Genomic DNA, 14043 nt, shown 5'->3' with positions numbered 1-14043 from the left:
CAAAGTAGTCGATGCGATGCGGCCAAGGTCGCCGACGTCGTGTCGAAGCGTATGCAAGCTAACGGAGAATTCGGGTCTCACGACAAGTGAAAAGCGGCCGCGAGAGTTGACTCAGAGAGACCAGTCCTGGACTCAGTCTTACTGTAGCCCCTTGGGAACGCCAATCTTCGTAGTCCCCGGAAGTGACTGCAACCAGTGCGCAAACAAAAGAGCGCTCCGCGGAACCGGACGTTTTTTTGGAGTGAGCAAGACGTATGATTGTTCCTCTTGTATAGCAACGGTTGACAATGACACCAAGGTTTTCGCGCGCAACTGCGAAAGCACGACGCTTCGCGGCAGCAGGGCAGCCCCCTCTCCCGCAAGACACGCGGCTAACGTCAAATTACCATCAGGAAAGAGTGGGCCCGTATCGGCCATACTCAGGTCCACGTCAAAGTCGATCGAAATTTTTTTGAGCCACAAATGCCAAAACTCGCGGGCGGCGTCATGCAGCAGCGTCAAATTTTTGATATCTGCGGGTGATTGGTAATTGCTGCGCTCCAAGTATTCGGGAGACGCGACAGGCACCGTTGACCCGTCTAAGAGCGGTATCGCTACGAAGTCGGGAAAATCGCTTGGATTTCCGTGCTCTATTACGACATCTACGGCATCGGGATCCAAGGCCTTCTGGGCCCTTGCGTATTGTATAGCCACCTGTATGTCAGGGAACTTACCCCAAAAGTCGTGCATCTGTGGCATGAGCCAAGCAACTGCGAACATCGGCAGGCAAGATACCCTTACAAGGGGAGACATATTTCTCTGCCGCAGAAGTTCGGTCTCAGCATTGATACTTTCGAATGCTTCGCACACCTTAAACTTATAACGTTCGCCTGCCTCCGTAAGTCGGATGCCTCGGCCATTCCGCTCTATGAGCGGGATTCTAATCCACTCTTCCAGCTTCTTGATTTGATGACTAACCGCCGAGTGTGACACGCATAGTTCATCTGCTGCACGTGTCACGCTCAGAAGACGGGCAACGGCCTCGAACGACCGAAGGGACTGCAAAGGCGGGAGCTTCATGAGCAACTCGTCTATCATATTCACATATCGTCGCGCAATACGAACCGGTGACGGCACCATTTCAGCTGTACTCATAAGCTGTAACAAAGGGCTGTAAGGGACGTGACCCCAAGCGTTTGGCTAAGACAATTGAACTGGAGCGGCTTAATGAAACATCCCATTACACAGGTAACTTGCGTGGGAGCGGGGCTGATCGGCTCTGGCTGGGCGTCTCATTTTATGCGCGCGGGTCTTGATGTGGTCGTTCATGACCAATCTGCCGATCGCGAAGGATACTTGAGGGCCTCTGTTGAACAAGCGATGCCGTCGTTGGAGACGCTCGGGCTCGCGCCAGGTGCATCTCCTGATCGCATCAGATTCACGACTGACCTTGAGGAGGCTTTGCGAACCACCGATTTTATTCAGGAAAGCGCAACAGAAGACGTCGATGCAAAAGTTGCACTCGTCGCCGAAATCGATCGTTTGGCTCCGCTACACGCTGTGGTCGCGTCGAGCTCGTCAGGGTTTCTTGCCAAGGACTTGCGTCGAGGCGCACGTCATGGCGAGCGCATCATCATCGGTCCCCCGTTTACCCCGCCATACTTGGTTCCGCTGGTCGAACTGGCTGGAGGCGATGTCGCCAAGGACGCAATTGCCATCGCGAGGGAATTCTACACCAAGACGGGTTGTGAGGTTGTCGAGCTCAAGCGCGAGATCGACGGTTATATCGGAAACCGAATCCAATTCGCCGTCTTTCGCGAGATCCTATACCTACTGTCGCAAGGTGTCGCTGATCTTGAAGCGATTGATCGTGCCGTTGCTACGGGACCTGCTATTCGGTGGGCTGTGATGGGGCCCTCCTCGGTATTTTATTTGGGTGCACGCGATCCGTCCCTCTACCAGGAATTCGTAGATCTACTTGCTCATGAACTTGATAGCGGTTACACGGCCCCGGCAGACTTCGCACCGGACAAGGCGTTGATGGCCGCCTATGCGAATGAGGTTAGAGCAACTATAGGGGCTAAAGGCCGAGACGATCTGATTGAACTGCGTAATACTGGCGTTGCTCAGATCAGGGTCTTTCTAGAAGCCCTAAAGCAACGGAACGAGCGTTCCTGATGGGCTGGGTAAGTTGGTCGGGGGTGGTGGACCAAAGTTGGATCGATGAGCTCGACCATGTGAATTTTCTGGAATATCAGCGTGTCGCAGATCACGCGTCTCTCGCTGTCTGGAAGCAACTTAAAGGTACTCTTGACAGTAAGCTCGAGTTTGTAATGTTGGAAACTTATGTCCGCTATCGCCAGGAGCTCCGGCTTGGAATGGCTGTTGATGTCGAGACCCAACTTGTCGCCTATGACGACAAGCGGTTCCAGCTGCTTCATGATATAAAATGTGACGACGACACAGTGTGTACGGTGGAGACACTGAACCTGTGCTTCGACCCCATATCTAGGAGAGCCGCGAAGTTCGCGCCTGAAATGATCCAAGCTCTCGGATCTATTCCCCCACCAGCTTTCGCGCCGGAAACGAAGCTCACTATCGCGCGCAAGCAAAGATAACCGCTTTGTCCGAGCGTCAAGTCTGAACTAATGGAGTTGCACCGCTGTCTCAGCTGAATGCGTCGTCCACATTGAAGGCTCGTGCTGCGTCGGCGCCTGATGTTGACCGCGAAGACAACATTCGCGGCAGCGATCTCCAGGATACCAACTCCCTCACCTTGCATTCATGATGAGGAACATTTCGCCCACACAGCTATGGGCGTACTCAAAGAAGCCGGCGCGCGAACCTTCGAACTCGTTTAAATGACCAGCCACGTCGGGTCGGTTTTGCAGCCGACTTCGATTGAGTACAACTCCGAGGTGGAATGGTGAGAAAAGTAGTCGCAGGCAAGCTCCATGGCATGCACCAGGTCTTCTTCGCCATACTCAAGCCTTTAGGGATCACCCATCGACCAGCGCCGCGTGATGAGAAGTACCTCGACCGCACAATCGGAACCCGGCGAAGACCGAGCCGGCCGACCGGACAGCAGTATCTTCTCCAAAAATGAGACCCACGCACCGCGTCCATAACCGTCATTCCTATGATTTTTGTTAAATGGGCTGTCACTGTCGTTATGCATCCTTGAGACGGCTTTCGATCAAGAGGCCGCATTCGTCCAAGATCGGGTGGGCGACCGAGACGATATGGGCGTTGATGCGCTTCAGGTCGCGCAGAATGTCAAGATGCAGCGAGCTCGTCTGCAGGCTGTCGGCACGACCGTCGCGCAGGCGTTCCAGATGGCGCTCCGAGGACTGTTTCTCCATGCGCCGGACCTCGACCTTCACTTCCATCATCTGCTTGGCCAGCTTAAAGTCGCGGGTGACAAAGATCGTTTGGGCGATACGCAGGTTGTCTATGGTCAGATGGAAGAGCTTCTTCAGCTCCTCATAGCCGTCCTCGGAGAATTTCAGCCCGAGGGAGCCCTTCTTGGTGACCTGAGGCAACAGGCCCTTTTCGATGATGTCGCCGATATGTTCGAGGTTGATCGCATAGTCGATGATAACGATCGAACGGCGGCCGTTTTCCTCGCTCATGCCCTCGCGGCCGAGCTTGGAGAGATAGATCTTCACGTCCTGCTGCAGGCTATCGACGCGGTTTTCCAGCAACGGGATTTCCTTGAGCTTCGAGAGATCGTCCTTTTCGAAGGCATCGGACGCGCGCATCAGCATGCGTTCGATGAGATCGCCGACGCCGAGCGTTTCGCGGGTGGCGCTGGCAAGAGCCACGACCGGCGTAGAAAGCTCGCCCTGATCCAGATATTTCGGCGCATTGTCGGGCTGCACCTCTTCAGGGACTAGCTGCAGCATCAGGTTCGACAGCAGGCGCGAGAAGGGCCAAGCGAGTGCGGCGAGGATCAGGTTGAAGCCGAGATGGGCGTCGACCGGAAGCTTGGCGGTCGAGAGCGGCAGCATTTCCAGGATATCGGCGCCATAGCCTGCGAGCGGCAGGGCGACGGAGCAGCCGATGGAGCGCACGATCAGATTACCGAGCGTGACGCGCTTTGCCGAGGGCGGGCCGGAAAGCGAGGCGACGACTGGCGGAATGGCGCCGCCGAGATTGGCGCCGAGCACCAGCACGATGATCAGGCCGGCCGAGAGAGTGCCGGTCGAGGCCAGCGACAGGATCAGCACCACGGCTGCGAGGCTGGAGGACGAAATGAAGGCGATGCCGGCGGAGAAGGCGAGCGCCACCGGCCAGGCATTGTCGAGCAAGCCGATGAAGGCGGCGAGTGCTGGCGACTGGCGCATCGGTTCGGTGGCGCTGCTGAGGAGATGCAGCGACAGCAGCAGCAGGCCGATGCCGATTAGCGCCGTGCCGCCGCCCTGGCGGGAGGTCGAACCGCTGCGATAAAGCACGATGCCGGCGAGGATGACGAGCGGCGACAGCCACTCGATGCCCGTCGCTACGATCCATGCGGTGACGGCGGTGCCGACATTGGCGCCGAGAAGCACGATCTGCGCCATGCGCGGCTTGACCAGCTCTCGCTCGACGAAGGAGGCAACCATCAGCGCCGTGGCAGTCGAGCTTTGCAGCGCGATGGTGGCGACGAAGCCCGAGAGCAAGGAGCGAAGACCGCTGCAGGTACTCGTCATCAGCCCAGTTCTGAGCTTGGCGCCGAAGGCCCGCGACACGCCGTCCTTGACCTGCGCGAGGCCGAACAGCAGCAAGGCTACGGCACCGAACAGATTTATCATGACTATCGTAGATTGCATGGGCTTTATTCCGTCAAGATCAGCGCTAAGTCCATCTGTCAACCAAAGGAACCGCTCTCAAGAGCCTGCGACCCAACGTGATTGCCACGTCATGTTTGTTGGGCGGCAGCACTCCCGCGGAGAATGGTGCCGACGCAAAAAGCGCCGCATGAAGCGAATAGTCACACATCGCCGCCTCAAATTTCGATCATCTGAAACTTTTTAATTGGCGGTCTCATCGCGGGTCGCATTGGTCGAGCGTGTCTATTCGGCGGGCTTTATCCCCTCTTTCTGTCCTGGTGATCAGCATCTCGATCTTAAAAGGTACGATCTATTGTGACCTCGCACGTCAGACTTTGCAGCGCGCCCAGGAGATATGTATTCCCCTAGCTTTCAGGCACCGGCGCGGCGGCAGAGTTGGTAGCGGCTAAGATAGTAAGCACAGTGTCATGTAGCATGGGGCCAGCGCTGGCTACGACGCAGCGGCTTCCAGAGCGAATATTCAATTGGCCTCCTTGCCAATCCGTCATAACTCCGCCAGCGTTGCGGACGATTGGAACAAGGGCGCAATAGTCGAAAGCATCTAGCGCGCCATCCACATTAATGTCCAATGCGCCGTCCGCGACGCGGCCATACGCATGGCAGCCCCCGCCGTAAACGCCCCATCGCGTATGACTGCGCAACCGTTGGAACGCCAGCATTTCGCCTTCGTTGAAAGATTCCGGGTTTCCGTTGCCGACTAGGGTCTCGCCAATATCACGCCGCGCACGTGTACGCACAGGCTTGCCGTTAAGGCTCGTCGGGACGCCGTCGGCTCCCAGCCAGCGCTCATTGGTGACAGGATTGTCGATTATGCCGAGCACCGGTATGCCATGATGCGCGAGCGCAATTAAGGTGCCAAAGGTCGGGATCCCGGTGATAAACGCCTTCGTCCCATCGATCGGATCTATGACCCAAACCCATTCTTCATCAAGGCCGAAGGATTCGAATTCCTCGCCTAGGATTCCGTGGTCCGGATGGGCTTGCCGTATGCGCTCGCGCAGCCTCTCCTCAACTTCGCGATCAATCGCTGTAACCGGACTGGCGTCTTCCTTTGTGGCAAAGGTCCGAGTCTTTCCGAGCGCGCGCTGCACAGTGGCCCGGCTGGTGTCGGCCAGCGAACCAGCGAAAGCTGTCAGAACTTCGAGATCAGGCGTTAGCATGGTTGGCCTCCTTGGCAAGCGATGGGGTAATACGATTGAGAGGGCGCAAATGGCGCGATAACCGGTGCTCGAGAAGACGCAGCGCAGTTACGAGGAAATAGGTAATGGCAAGGTAGATCAACGCCGCCGTCACGAAGAGTTCATAGGGGGAAAAGGTACGGGCGACGATCATGTTGGCGGTGCCGGTCAGTTCCATCACCGTAATCGTGGAAGCGAGCGACGTCGATTTCAGAATGCCGATCACCTCGTTACCATACGCGGGAAGTGCAATGCGAATGGCGCTCGGAAGGATGATCGTGCTGCAGGTCATCGCTTTCGACATACCGCAGGCGTGCGCCGCTTCGATTTCGCCAGGGGAAACTGCTAGCATTGCACCGCGCAATATGTAGGCAGTGTAGGCTCCAGAATTCAGGCTGAATGCTAGGATGGCGCAGACCCAAGCCTGGCGCAAATATGGCCATAGAAAGCTGTCGCGCACGATTTCAAACTGTCCGAGGCCATAATAGACAAGGAAAATTTGAACTAGGAGAGGCGTGCCACGAAAGAAATAGATATACCAGTGAAGCAGAACACGTAGTGGTCCTGGGCCGTTGACGCGTAGGATCGCAACGGGAAGCGCAATCGTCATACCAAAGACGAGCGCAGCCACGAGGAGCACAATCGTCGTTACTGTGGCCGCCAGGAGGGCAGGCAGGCTTTCAAACATAAGCTCGAAGTTCATCGTGCCAGCTTTCTTTCGCCCCGCGCCGCGCGCCTTTCAAGCCCATCAACGATCGAGGTGTTAAGTATCGAGAGCAACAGATAGATTAGCGCAGCCAAAAGATAGAAGCGGAAGGGTTCGCCATTCACCTGCGTCGCAATTGTGGAAATACGCATCAACTCCTCAAGGCCAACAATGGAGATCAGCGATGTATCCTTGATGAGCGATATCCAATTATTGCCGAGACCGGGAAGTGCATAGCGCCACATCAATGGCAGGCGGACGTGGATGAAGCTGGTGGTGCTCGACAGGCCGAATGCATCTGCAGCCTCGATCTCTCCTTTTGGGATGGCGAGGCAGGCGCCGCGCAACACTTCTGCTGCGTAACCGCCAAAGACCAAGCTAAGTGCGAAGACGCCGGCTGGCATAGCAGGGATTTCGAAGTATCGAGTACTTGGGTTGATCATCTTAGCAAAACCGGTCAGCGCCACTGTGCCGCCAAAGTAAACGATTAGGATTACTAAGAGCTCCGGCGTGCCACGCACGACAAGCGTGAAGCTTCGTCCAAGTGCGCGGAGCAACCGGTTAGACGAAAGCTGCGCTAGCGCGCCAATAATGCCCCAAAATAGGCCGACTATTAGCGACAAGAGCGCAACCTCAACCGTCGTCACGAGGCCGCGCGCTATCTGCCAACCCCAACCCTGGAAAATATCCATATTCCCGCTCCGCAGTCTGCAAGCCGAATCGTAGCCGGTCGCTTTGCCTGAAACGACCGGCGGCAAATTCCAGACCGCTACTTTGATGCTGGGGGCAGGACGTTGAACGACCAATATTTATCGTTGATCGTCTTGAATGTTCCGTCGTCGATCAGAGCTTCGAGAGCGCTATCGACTTCTTGGCGCAGTCCAAGATCGTCCTTCCGTATGCCTATTCCGATACCAGGTCCGAAATACGTGATATTGTTGATTTCCGGCCCAATAAACTTGTAGCCCTTGCCACGTGGTTCATTGAGAAAATCGTTGGCAAGCTTAATCGGGCCGGCAAAGACCAGATCGACACGCTTTGACATCAAATCGAGCAGCATATTATCGGTAGTGTCGTAGAATTGCAGGTTGGCGCTGGGAAACTTCTCGCGCATGTAGTTCTCATAAGTAGAGGCGCGCTGAAGTGCGATAGTCTTACCTTCCATACCACCCGGATTGGGTTCCCCGTCTTCCGTCAGCGGCTGAGCATCACTGTCATCTGGGCCAACGAACCGGGCGGTGGACGAGCGGTAGGGAACCGAGAAGTCTATACTTTTCTTGCGCTCATCGGTGATTGCCAGGGACGCGACAAGAAGGTCGAACTTTCCGGCGAGCAGACCGGGGATTAGGGAGTCGAAGGGCTGGCATACAAACGAGATATCGGCGCCTAATCGCGTGACGACGCCTTTTCCGATGTCGATGTCGAAGCCGAGTAGGTTGCCATCGGCATTCTTGTAACTGAACGGCGGATAGGTGCAGTCGCTGCCAACACGCAGTTCGCGAGCCGAAACTTGTGTGGCGAAAGCCGCGGAGCCGGCGGCTAGCATCAAGATAAGCCTTCTCATTATTTTCCCCTATGTTTCTGATTAAACTCTGTTTCACAGCACGCGCTGCAGAAAGGCCCGGCACCTTGCCGAATCCGGATTGCCAAAGACCTTTTCGGGCGGTCCGCGTTCCTCCAACATGCCTTGGTGGAGAAAGAGCACCTCACGCGAGATCTCACGCGCAAAACTCATCTCATGGGTAACAACGATCATTGTGCGTCCCTCCTCCGCAAGGGTGCGCATTACTGATAAAACTTCTCCTACGAGTTCGGGATCGAGAGCGGAGGTCGGTTCATCGAACAGCATAAGCTTCGGCTCCATGGCCAGCGCGCGGGCGATGGCCACACGCTGCTGTTGACCGCCGGATATATGGGCCGGATAGTGGTCACGCTTGTCGAATAAGCCAACCTTGGCCAAATAGCTTTCAGCGCGATCCTTGGCGGCTTGTTTCGACAGGCCAAGCACCTTGACGGGCGCCAACATAACGTTCTCTAGCACAGTGCGCTGGCTCCATAAGTTGAAGCTCTGAAACACCATGCCAATGCGGCTGCGGATACGGTTGATCTGACGAGCGTTGAGCTTTGTTCGTCCCCCGGCCCGCTCCAGCTTCAACGCCTCGCCTTCTATTACGATCGTTCCCGCGTCGGGAATTTCCAGGAGGTTCATGCAGCGCAAGAAGGTACTTTTTCCCGAGCCGCTGGCGCCAATCATGGTGATGACGTCGTGCGCTCGCGCAGTCAACTCGACCCCCTTCAGAACTTCGAGAGCACCGTAGCTCTTGCGGATATTCTGTGCGCATATGACCGTGTCGACGTCCGTTTCCATCTCGCGCCTTCTCCCAACTTGCACGACTGCTCTAGAATGGCCTCTGAGCACGCAGCGGCAAAGAGCCAATTCTCGGGATCAGCAGGGGACCAATTCGACGTGGGGTTGTGTCAGCCGGAAACCGTTCAGCCAAGCTCCAGCACCGTCTGTGCGACGACGTCGACACAGTGCGGTATTCGGCGGATTGAGGTATTGCCAAAACCAAGTACGAGGCCGGCCGGTACGATTTGGCTACGCGAGTACTGCGAAAGCGGAGGGCAATCGAGGCCCTTTTTAAGCAACGCTTGTGACACTGCCACATCGTTAAACTCGTCGCGGGCATGGATGGTCATGTGTAGGCCGGCCTGGATGTCAGGAACTTCAAAGCGTTCACCTAGCTTATTGCGCAGGCATTGCGTCAAGCAGGCAGCGCGATCGCGATAGACCATTCGCATGCGACGCAGATGGGAGGCGAGCCGCCCCCGGTCCATGAAATCGGCCACCAGGGCCTGGTCTGCCAACGGCGCGTAAAAGGAGAAAATACGCTGCGCCAGCGCGAAAGCCTCAACTATTTGCGGCGGAGCGACCATGTATGCCAGCCGCAAGCCTGGCGCTAGCATCCGGTTGAATGAGCCGGTATAGATTACGCGCTCTGGATCGCACGCTTTGAGGCTCACTTGCGCCTCGCCAGACCAACGGATCTCGCCGTTGGAATCGTCTTCGAATATCCACGCGGCATTGCAGGCCGCCCAATCAAGCAGTTTTTGACGACGCTCCGGCGTCATTGTGCAACCATACGGCCATTGTTCCGCAGGAGAGACGACGGCCAGCCGTGCCTCTAGCGCAATCTCACCGGCACGTTCAATGTCGAACCCATAGCTGTCGAGCGGCACCGGCACAGTGCTCAACCCAAGCGCTTCCAACGTGGCAATCTCTGTCACGTGGCCGGGGTCCTCAACCAAGACGGTATCGCCGCTATCGAGGAGGACATGCGCGGTTAGCGCCGCAGCTTGCAATGTATTGCTGATGACAATAATCTGCTCTGGCTGACAAAGGATGGCCTTGGTTTCTGCCAGATAGGCGGCGATGCGGCTGCTGAGAAGAGGGGCCCCACTAGAATAATCGTAGCCGGTATCTACGCTAGTGTGTTGGCGCCAGCGGCGACTAGCAATCTGAGCGAATTCTTCATAGGGAAACTCATTCAGGGCCGGAACGCCTGCGCTAAGGTCGTAGGTGACTAGACGCTCGGGAAGCAGCCCTTTCCTCAAGAGCGCTTGCCCGCGGCGCGATAGTACAGGTGCCGGGTGCGGCTCCACAATTGCCGCCACCGAATCGGGCCCGGGGTAGTGATCCTCTGGCAATGTAGTTTCCACGAAGGTGCCAGCACCAATCCGCCGCGTAACGTACCCTTCGCTGGCAAGGCGCTCATAGGCCAGGACCACGGTATTGCGTGAAAGCCCAATTTCCTCAGCCAAGGCACGGCTCGGCGGCAGTCGCGAACCGGCCCTGAGGGCGCCGTAGAGGATCCAACGGCGCATCTGTTCGAAAAGTTGCTCGTTCAGCGGCCGATGGCTGCTGCGGTTCAAGACGATCTTATTCCAGCTCGGATAGTTAAAGATTGGCATGTCTTTTCCGCAATGATTGGCACAATATTGAATAGCAACTTTGATCTGCCAATTCGCGTTCGCAAGCGATCGTCGGGTGTTAAGCTATCGAGGTCGATCCTCGGCTGGCGTTCCATATCACCTCGTCTCTTCTGGAATGCCGCAGAACGCCGCCGTGCAGCCAGCTGCGCCGCAGCACTCCCTTTAACTTGATCACGTTTGGCGAAGTCCGACGCCTGACACGACGACAGTCTTGGTTCAAGGTAGGCATGCATTTACTCCGCGTCCAGGTCTTTTCCGAAGCCTGACTTGCTAAGCCGCCGAACGGGAATGATGGTCCAGTAGGCCGTGCCCCTTTATCTATGAGCGTTCCATTCTTGAATTTGTATGCGTGAGATTCTGCGGATTGGACTTTGATAAGAAAAGCCGAAATCGACGTACAGATTTGAAAGAAAAACTTACATGTCACTTGCCAAGGAAGATCGCAAATGGCGGGTATTTTCCAAGGAATGGCTTGGATTTGGGGACGCCCCTTTGCAGAAAGACTGCGCACGTGCTTTCAGTCACGCACGGCAACGCGCTAAAGCGCTGCCAGCACTGCCCCGCATCGTGAAGATGGTCAGCCGCAGGTAACGTCTCGGGTGTCCATGGCCGAAAGCTACCATGTCGCATGCAGAAAACCCAACCAAAACAGAGGAATGCAGGCGGTCAGCCTGCCTTCGAAGGTCGTTGCGTCCAGCGCGGGTTGCGCCAGTCGATTCCCTCCAGGAGATAGCCGAACTGCGCCGCCGACACCGGCACGGCGGAGCCATTTTGGCTGACCGGCCAGACGACTTCCCAGCTTCCAGCCACTTCAAGTGAAGCGCATGCCGACGCCGTCGCAGGGGCTGTGAATAGCGGTGGTGGCGCGTAACTTCGACCCACAGCGTCGTTGCGGGGAATGTCAGCTTTCAGTAAACGGCCAAACCGTTCCTACGACCGACATCAGGGCGCATAGCGCTCAATTGCAAACTTCGGAATTGGAAACATCCGTGGAACGGGCCGCACGCACTCAGATTTGAGTATGCTCAGCTAGGGCCGGAAGCGGACGATCGGGTTTCAATCAACTTCTGCGGTGAGCTGTCGTTCCAAGATAGACTCGCAAGCGGTTGCAGGGCCAAAGACCCTTCTGCGGCCGATACCCGCCTCCTACGTAAGCCGACCCCATCGTTGGCGAATGGCTGGATTTTAAATCTTTGAGAATCGGTAGGCGAAGCGATCGGTTGCGCCCTTGATCGAGGGATCGAAGACCTTGATCGTGTGCGGATCGTCCAAGTTTGCTAGCATGGTGGTCTCCGCGTCCAGTATGAAGCCGGCCGCCTCCACCTCCTCGCGGACGGAGGCAGGATCGATCCGATGCAGCGATTGTGCGTCGCTATCGCAGATTTTACGCGTCTGCATCCGGACATCGAGATGGAGATCAAATCGCCGGCGAGGTCGTGAATCTAACCAACCGGGAGGCGGATGTGGCGATCCGGATGGTCTCCGATCGCACGACCCTACCGCTCAATCTTCATGGCTTGAAAGGTCCGGCTCTGCTCGCGGGTGTTTATATATCCCGCGATAGTCTGGCCGCGTGGCGTGCGGGTGCGCCGAATCCAATCCGGCCCATCGTCATCGGCGGTCAGGCTGCCCGAACTGGGTCAACCAAGGGGAGTTTCGCGCGACAGGGGTTCCGTTCAAGACGCCGGACGCCGACGCGCAGATCGCTGCGGCAAGGCACGGGATCGGCGTGACCAAACTGCCATGTTTCGTCGGAGATGCCGATCACCTGCTCTCGAGAGTACCGGGCATCGATCTGAAGTCTCCCGCCACAATCTGGCTTCTCACGCATGGGGAGACACGCAAGACGAAACGCGTGCGGCTTTTCACATAGTTCATATCGCACCGACTCGCCCCGTACGCTCCGCTCCTCGCCGGGCGTTCCATATCGCGCGGCTGACGTCACGTGCCAAACGCCACAAATGGGCTAGGGAAATTGATGTTGGAGATCGGCATTCCCAAGGGGAACAGGCCGCGGAGTGGTCGCTTCAACCGGAGACGCCCGATGGAACAAATTATAGACGCCAAGGTTGGGAGCACCTGAGTCGCGGGGCACACCTTGCCCAATTCACTTGGAGGTGCAGCATGAGCAACTTTGATTCAACTCCCGGGTTACTATCCGCGCCATCAAATACCCTGACCGCATTTTACGAAGACCGTGACACGGCGGAAGAAGCCGTTCAGCGGTTGGTGGCCACGGGTATGAATCAGGCCAGCAATCGTCTCGTCGAAGGCGATGACGCCCTGGATGCATCGGCAAGATCGCGCGCTTTAATGCTGATTACAAACTCGCCCTGCCACTTTTTAAATTGTGAACATGCACGTGAGTGCCGATCGCGATGTCGCTAGCAGCGGTACCAATTGGCTGCCCGTACTTTAATACTGGCTGGCCTTTTGCTATCGAGCGAATTGCCAATTTATGGCCGGACGGAATGTTTTCGTGCAGCTCTACCGAGAATTCCTCATCGCCTCGTTTAACCCGCGCGTTGCCGCTGAGATCATCGAGTGCGACCGCGATGTTGTCTTGATGATCGATGACGACCGCGTTCCACCCGGTTGAGAATTTTTCTTGTGCGGACATCAGAAGGACCCTCCGAACCGCGAGAAGGATTCGTTGCCCTCGCCGTAGATTTCACCCCATGTGGCAAGGCCCGACGCCACTTCGATCAATCGTTCCAGCAGACGTTCCGCCATATCCGGCAGCCACGCTTCAGCGCGCCAAAGTGCACTTGCATCGAAATCGATCTGTTCCATCCTTTGCGACGCATGTGGGTGCGCACTGATTTTGATCGTAGGCGCCAGCAGGCTGCAGAAGCTGTTGCCCTCACCAGTGGTAAAGAGCGTCAACTGCGCGCCCGCGGCCGCAAAACCGGTCATTGATTCCGGCGAAAAACCCGGCCCATCCATAACATGCTGGCCGTGCGTAGCAGGGGGCTCGGCGAACTGGAGGACCGACTCTATCGGGGTTGACCCTGCTTTGGCTATGGCGCCGAGGCTTTTCTCTTCTATCGTGGAAAGGCCACCGCGCACATTCTCATAACCAGGATTGTTGTAGAGAAGGTCTACGCCGAGAGCGGAAACCGATTTCTCACGATTTTCAACGGCCGAGATTATCGCCTGGCTGATAGCGGAGTTGGCCGCCCGTGCCGCAAGCGCACGCTCGGCACCCAGCCATTCCAGCGTCTCGCCAATGACCGACGTTCCACCAAGGGCGATCAGACGATCGGCCACGGCGCCTGCAAGCGGATTGCTGAAGAGGCCAGATGTTGCATCGGAGTGACCGCACTCCACTCCAATGAAAAGGTCGCTGACCGCC

Annotated in this window: 12 protein-coding genes and 3 pseudogenes; 3 read left to right on the top strand and 12 right to left on the bottom strand. The window is 56.7% G+C overall.

Features of this window, described 5'->3' with window-relative positions; translation table 11 throughout:
• Positions 1-138: 138 nt before the first annotated feature.
• Positions 139-1059 (bottom strand): LysR substrate-binding domain-containing protein, encoded by a 921-nt coding sequence (locus tag BR48_RS23375; RefSeq protein WP_197030313.1) that lies wholly within the window; start codon positions 1057-1059, stop codon positions 139-141.
• A 147-nt stretch (positions 1060-1206) separates the two neighbouring features.
• Between BR48_RS23375 and BR48_RS23370 the strand changes: the two genes are divergently transcribed.
• Positions 1207-2157 (top strand): 3-hydroxyacyl-CoA dehydrogenase NAD-binding domain-containing protein, encoded by a 951-nt coding sequence (locus tag BR48_RS23370; protein ID WP_051614392.1) that lies wholly within the window; start codon positions 1207-1209, stop codon positions 2155-2157.
• Complete coding sequence (locus BR48_RS0100850; RefSeq protein ID WP_027229601.1) at positions 2157-2597, top strand: thioesterase family protein; 441 nt, start codon at positions 2157-2159, stop codon at positions 2595-2597. Before BR48_RS23370 ends, BR48_RS0100850 begins: the two co-directional genes overlap by 1 nt.
• 552 nt (positions 2598-3149) lie before the next feature.
• Here the strand turns inward: BR48_RS0100850 and BR48_RS0100845 are convergent.
• The 9 genes and pseudogenes from BR48_RS0100845 to BR48_RS0100805 all read right to left on the bottom strand — a co-directional run.
• A complete protein-coding gene (locus BR48_RS0100845; protein ID WP_027229600.1) occupies positions 3150-4790 on the bottom strand; it encodes a Na/Pi cotransporter family protein in 1641 nt (546 codons plus the stop codon).
• A gap of 365 nt (positions 4791-5155) precedes the next feature.
• Positions 5156-5971, bottom strand: a complete 816-nt coding sequence (locus tag BR48_RS0100840; protein WP_051614391.1) for an inositol monophosphatase family protein — start codon at positions 5969-5971, stop codon at positions 5156-5158.
• Entirely contained in the window at positions 5958-6692 is a 735-nt protein-coding gene (locus tag BR48_RS23365; protein ID WP_036812967.1) for an ABC transporter permease, read from the bottom strand. Before BR48_RS23365 ends, BR48_RS0100840 begins: the two co-directional genes overlap by 14 nt.
• Positions 6689-7387 carry an ABC transporter permease subunit gene (locus tag BR48_RS0100830; protein ID WP_027229598.1) on the bottom strand — a complete coding sequence of 233 codons (699 nt, stop codon included), beginning with the start codon at positions 7385-7387 and terminating at the stop codon, positions 6689-6691. The genes BR48_RS23365 and BR48_RS0100830 overlap by 4 nt, the downstream gene beginning before the upstream one ends.
• 77 nt (positions 7388-7464) lie before the next feature.
• Entirely contained in the window at positions 7465-8241 is a 777-nt protein-coding gene (locus BR48_RS23360; RefSeq protein ID WP_051614390.1) for a transporter substrate-binding domain-containing protein, read from the bottom strand.
• A gap of 51 nt (positions 8242-8292) precedes the next feature.
• The gene (locus tag BR48_RS0100820; RefSeq protein WP_027229597.1) at positions 8293-9063 is read right to left on the bottom strand and encodes an ATP-binding cassette domain-containing protein; all 771 of its coding nucleotides are present in this window, start codon (positions 9061-9063) and stop codon (positions 8293-8295) included.
• 125 nt (positions 9064-9188) lie between these two features.
• On the bottom strand, positions 9189-10667 hold the full coding sequence (locus BR48_RS23355) for a PLP-dependent aminotransferase family protein (RefSeq protein WP_051614389.1): 1479 nt from the start codon (positions 10665-10667) through the stop codon (positions 9189-9191).
• 687 nt (positions 10668-11354) lie between these two features.
• Positions 11355-11498, bottom strand: a complete 144-nt coding sequence (locus BR48_RS26050) for a hypothetical protein (RefSeq protein ID WP_155810773.1) — start codon at positions 11496-11498, stop codon at positions 11355-11357.
• A gap of 375 nt (positions 11499-11873) precedes the next feature.
• A pseudogene (locus BR48_RS0100805) lies at positions 11874-12062 on the bottom strand (methyltransferase); the annotation flags it as partial.
• On the opposite strand from BR48_RS0100805, the pseudogene BR48_RS26540 reads away from it, so the two are divergent.
• Positions 12063-12627 (top strand): annotated as a pseudogene (locus tag BR48_RS26540) (LysR family transcriptional regulator); the annotation flags it as partial.
• Positions 12628-13008: 381 nt separating this feature from the next.
• On the opposite strand, the gene BR48_RS0100800 reads toward BR48_RS26540, so the two are convergent.
• On the bottom strand, positions 13009-13308 hold the full coding sequence (locus tag BR48_RS0100800; protein WP_036812963.1) for a UxaA family hydrolase: 300 nt from the start codon (positions 13306-13308) through the stop codon (positions 13009-13011).
• Positions 13308-14043, bottom strand: a pseudogene (locus BR48_RS23350) (UxaA family hydrolase); the annotation flags it as partial. The pseudogene BR48_RS23350 and the gene BR48_RS0100800, both read right to left, overlap by 1 nt.

Source organism: Phyllobacterium sp. UNC302MFCol5.2 (genome assembly GCF_000686005.1).
GTDB classification, from domain to species: domain Bacteria; phylum Pseudomonadota; class Alphaproteobacteria; order Rhizobiales; family Rhizobiaceae; genus Phyllobacterium; species Phyllobacterium pellucidum.
The sequence above is the reverse complement of the archived record's forward strand: the minus strand, read 5'-3'. Positions and strand labels throughout refer to the sequence as shown.

Coding starts and splice junctions, on each gene's coding strand:
- BR48_RS23360 (WP_051614390.1), bottom strand. CDS start 8,241: ATGCTAGCCGCCGGCTCCGCGGCTTTCGCCACACAAGTTTCGGCTCGC.
- BR48_RS0100850 (WP_027229601.1), top strand. CDS start 2,157: ATGGGCTGGGTAAGTTGGTCGGGGGTGGTGGACCAAAGTTGGATCGAT.
- BR48_RS0100845 (WP_027229600.1), bottom strand. CDS start 4,790: ATGCAATCTACGATAGTCATGATAAATCTGTTCGGTGCCGTAGCCTTG.
- BR48_RS0100820 (WP_027229597.1), bottom strand. CDS start 9,063: ATGGAAACGGACGTCGACACGGTCATATGCGCACAGAATATCCGCAAG.
- BR48_RS23375 (WP_197030313.1), bottom strand. CDS start 1,059: ATGAAGCTCCCGCCTTTGCAGTCCCTTCGGTCGTTCGAGGCCGTTGCC.
- BR48_RS0100800 (WP_036812963.1), bottom strand. CDS start 13,308: ATGTCCGCACAAGAAAAATTCTCAACCGGGTGGAACGCGGTCGTCATC.
- BR48_RS0100840 (WP_051614391.1), bottom strand. CDS start 5,971: ATGCTAACGCCTGATCTCGAAGTTCTGACAGCTTTCGCTGGTTCGCTG.
- BR48_RS23365 (WP_036812967.1), bottom strand. CDS start 6,692: ATGAACTTCGAGCTTATGTTTGAAAGCCTGCCTGCCCTCCTGGCGGCC.
- BR48_RS23370 (WP_051614392.1), top strand. CDS start 1,207: ATGAAACATCCCATTACACAGGTAACTTGCGTGGGAGCGGGGCTGATC.
- BR48_RS23355 (WP_051614389.1), bottom strand. CDS start 10,667: ATGCCAATCTTTAACTATCCGAGCTGGAATAAGATCGTCTTGAACCGC.
- BR48_RS0100830 (WP_027229598.1), bottom strand. CDS start 7,387: ATGGATATTTTCCAGGGTTGGGGTTGGCAGATAGCGCGCGGCCTCGTG.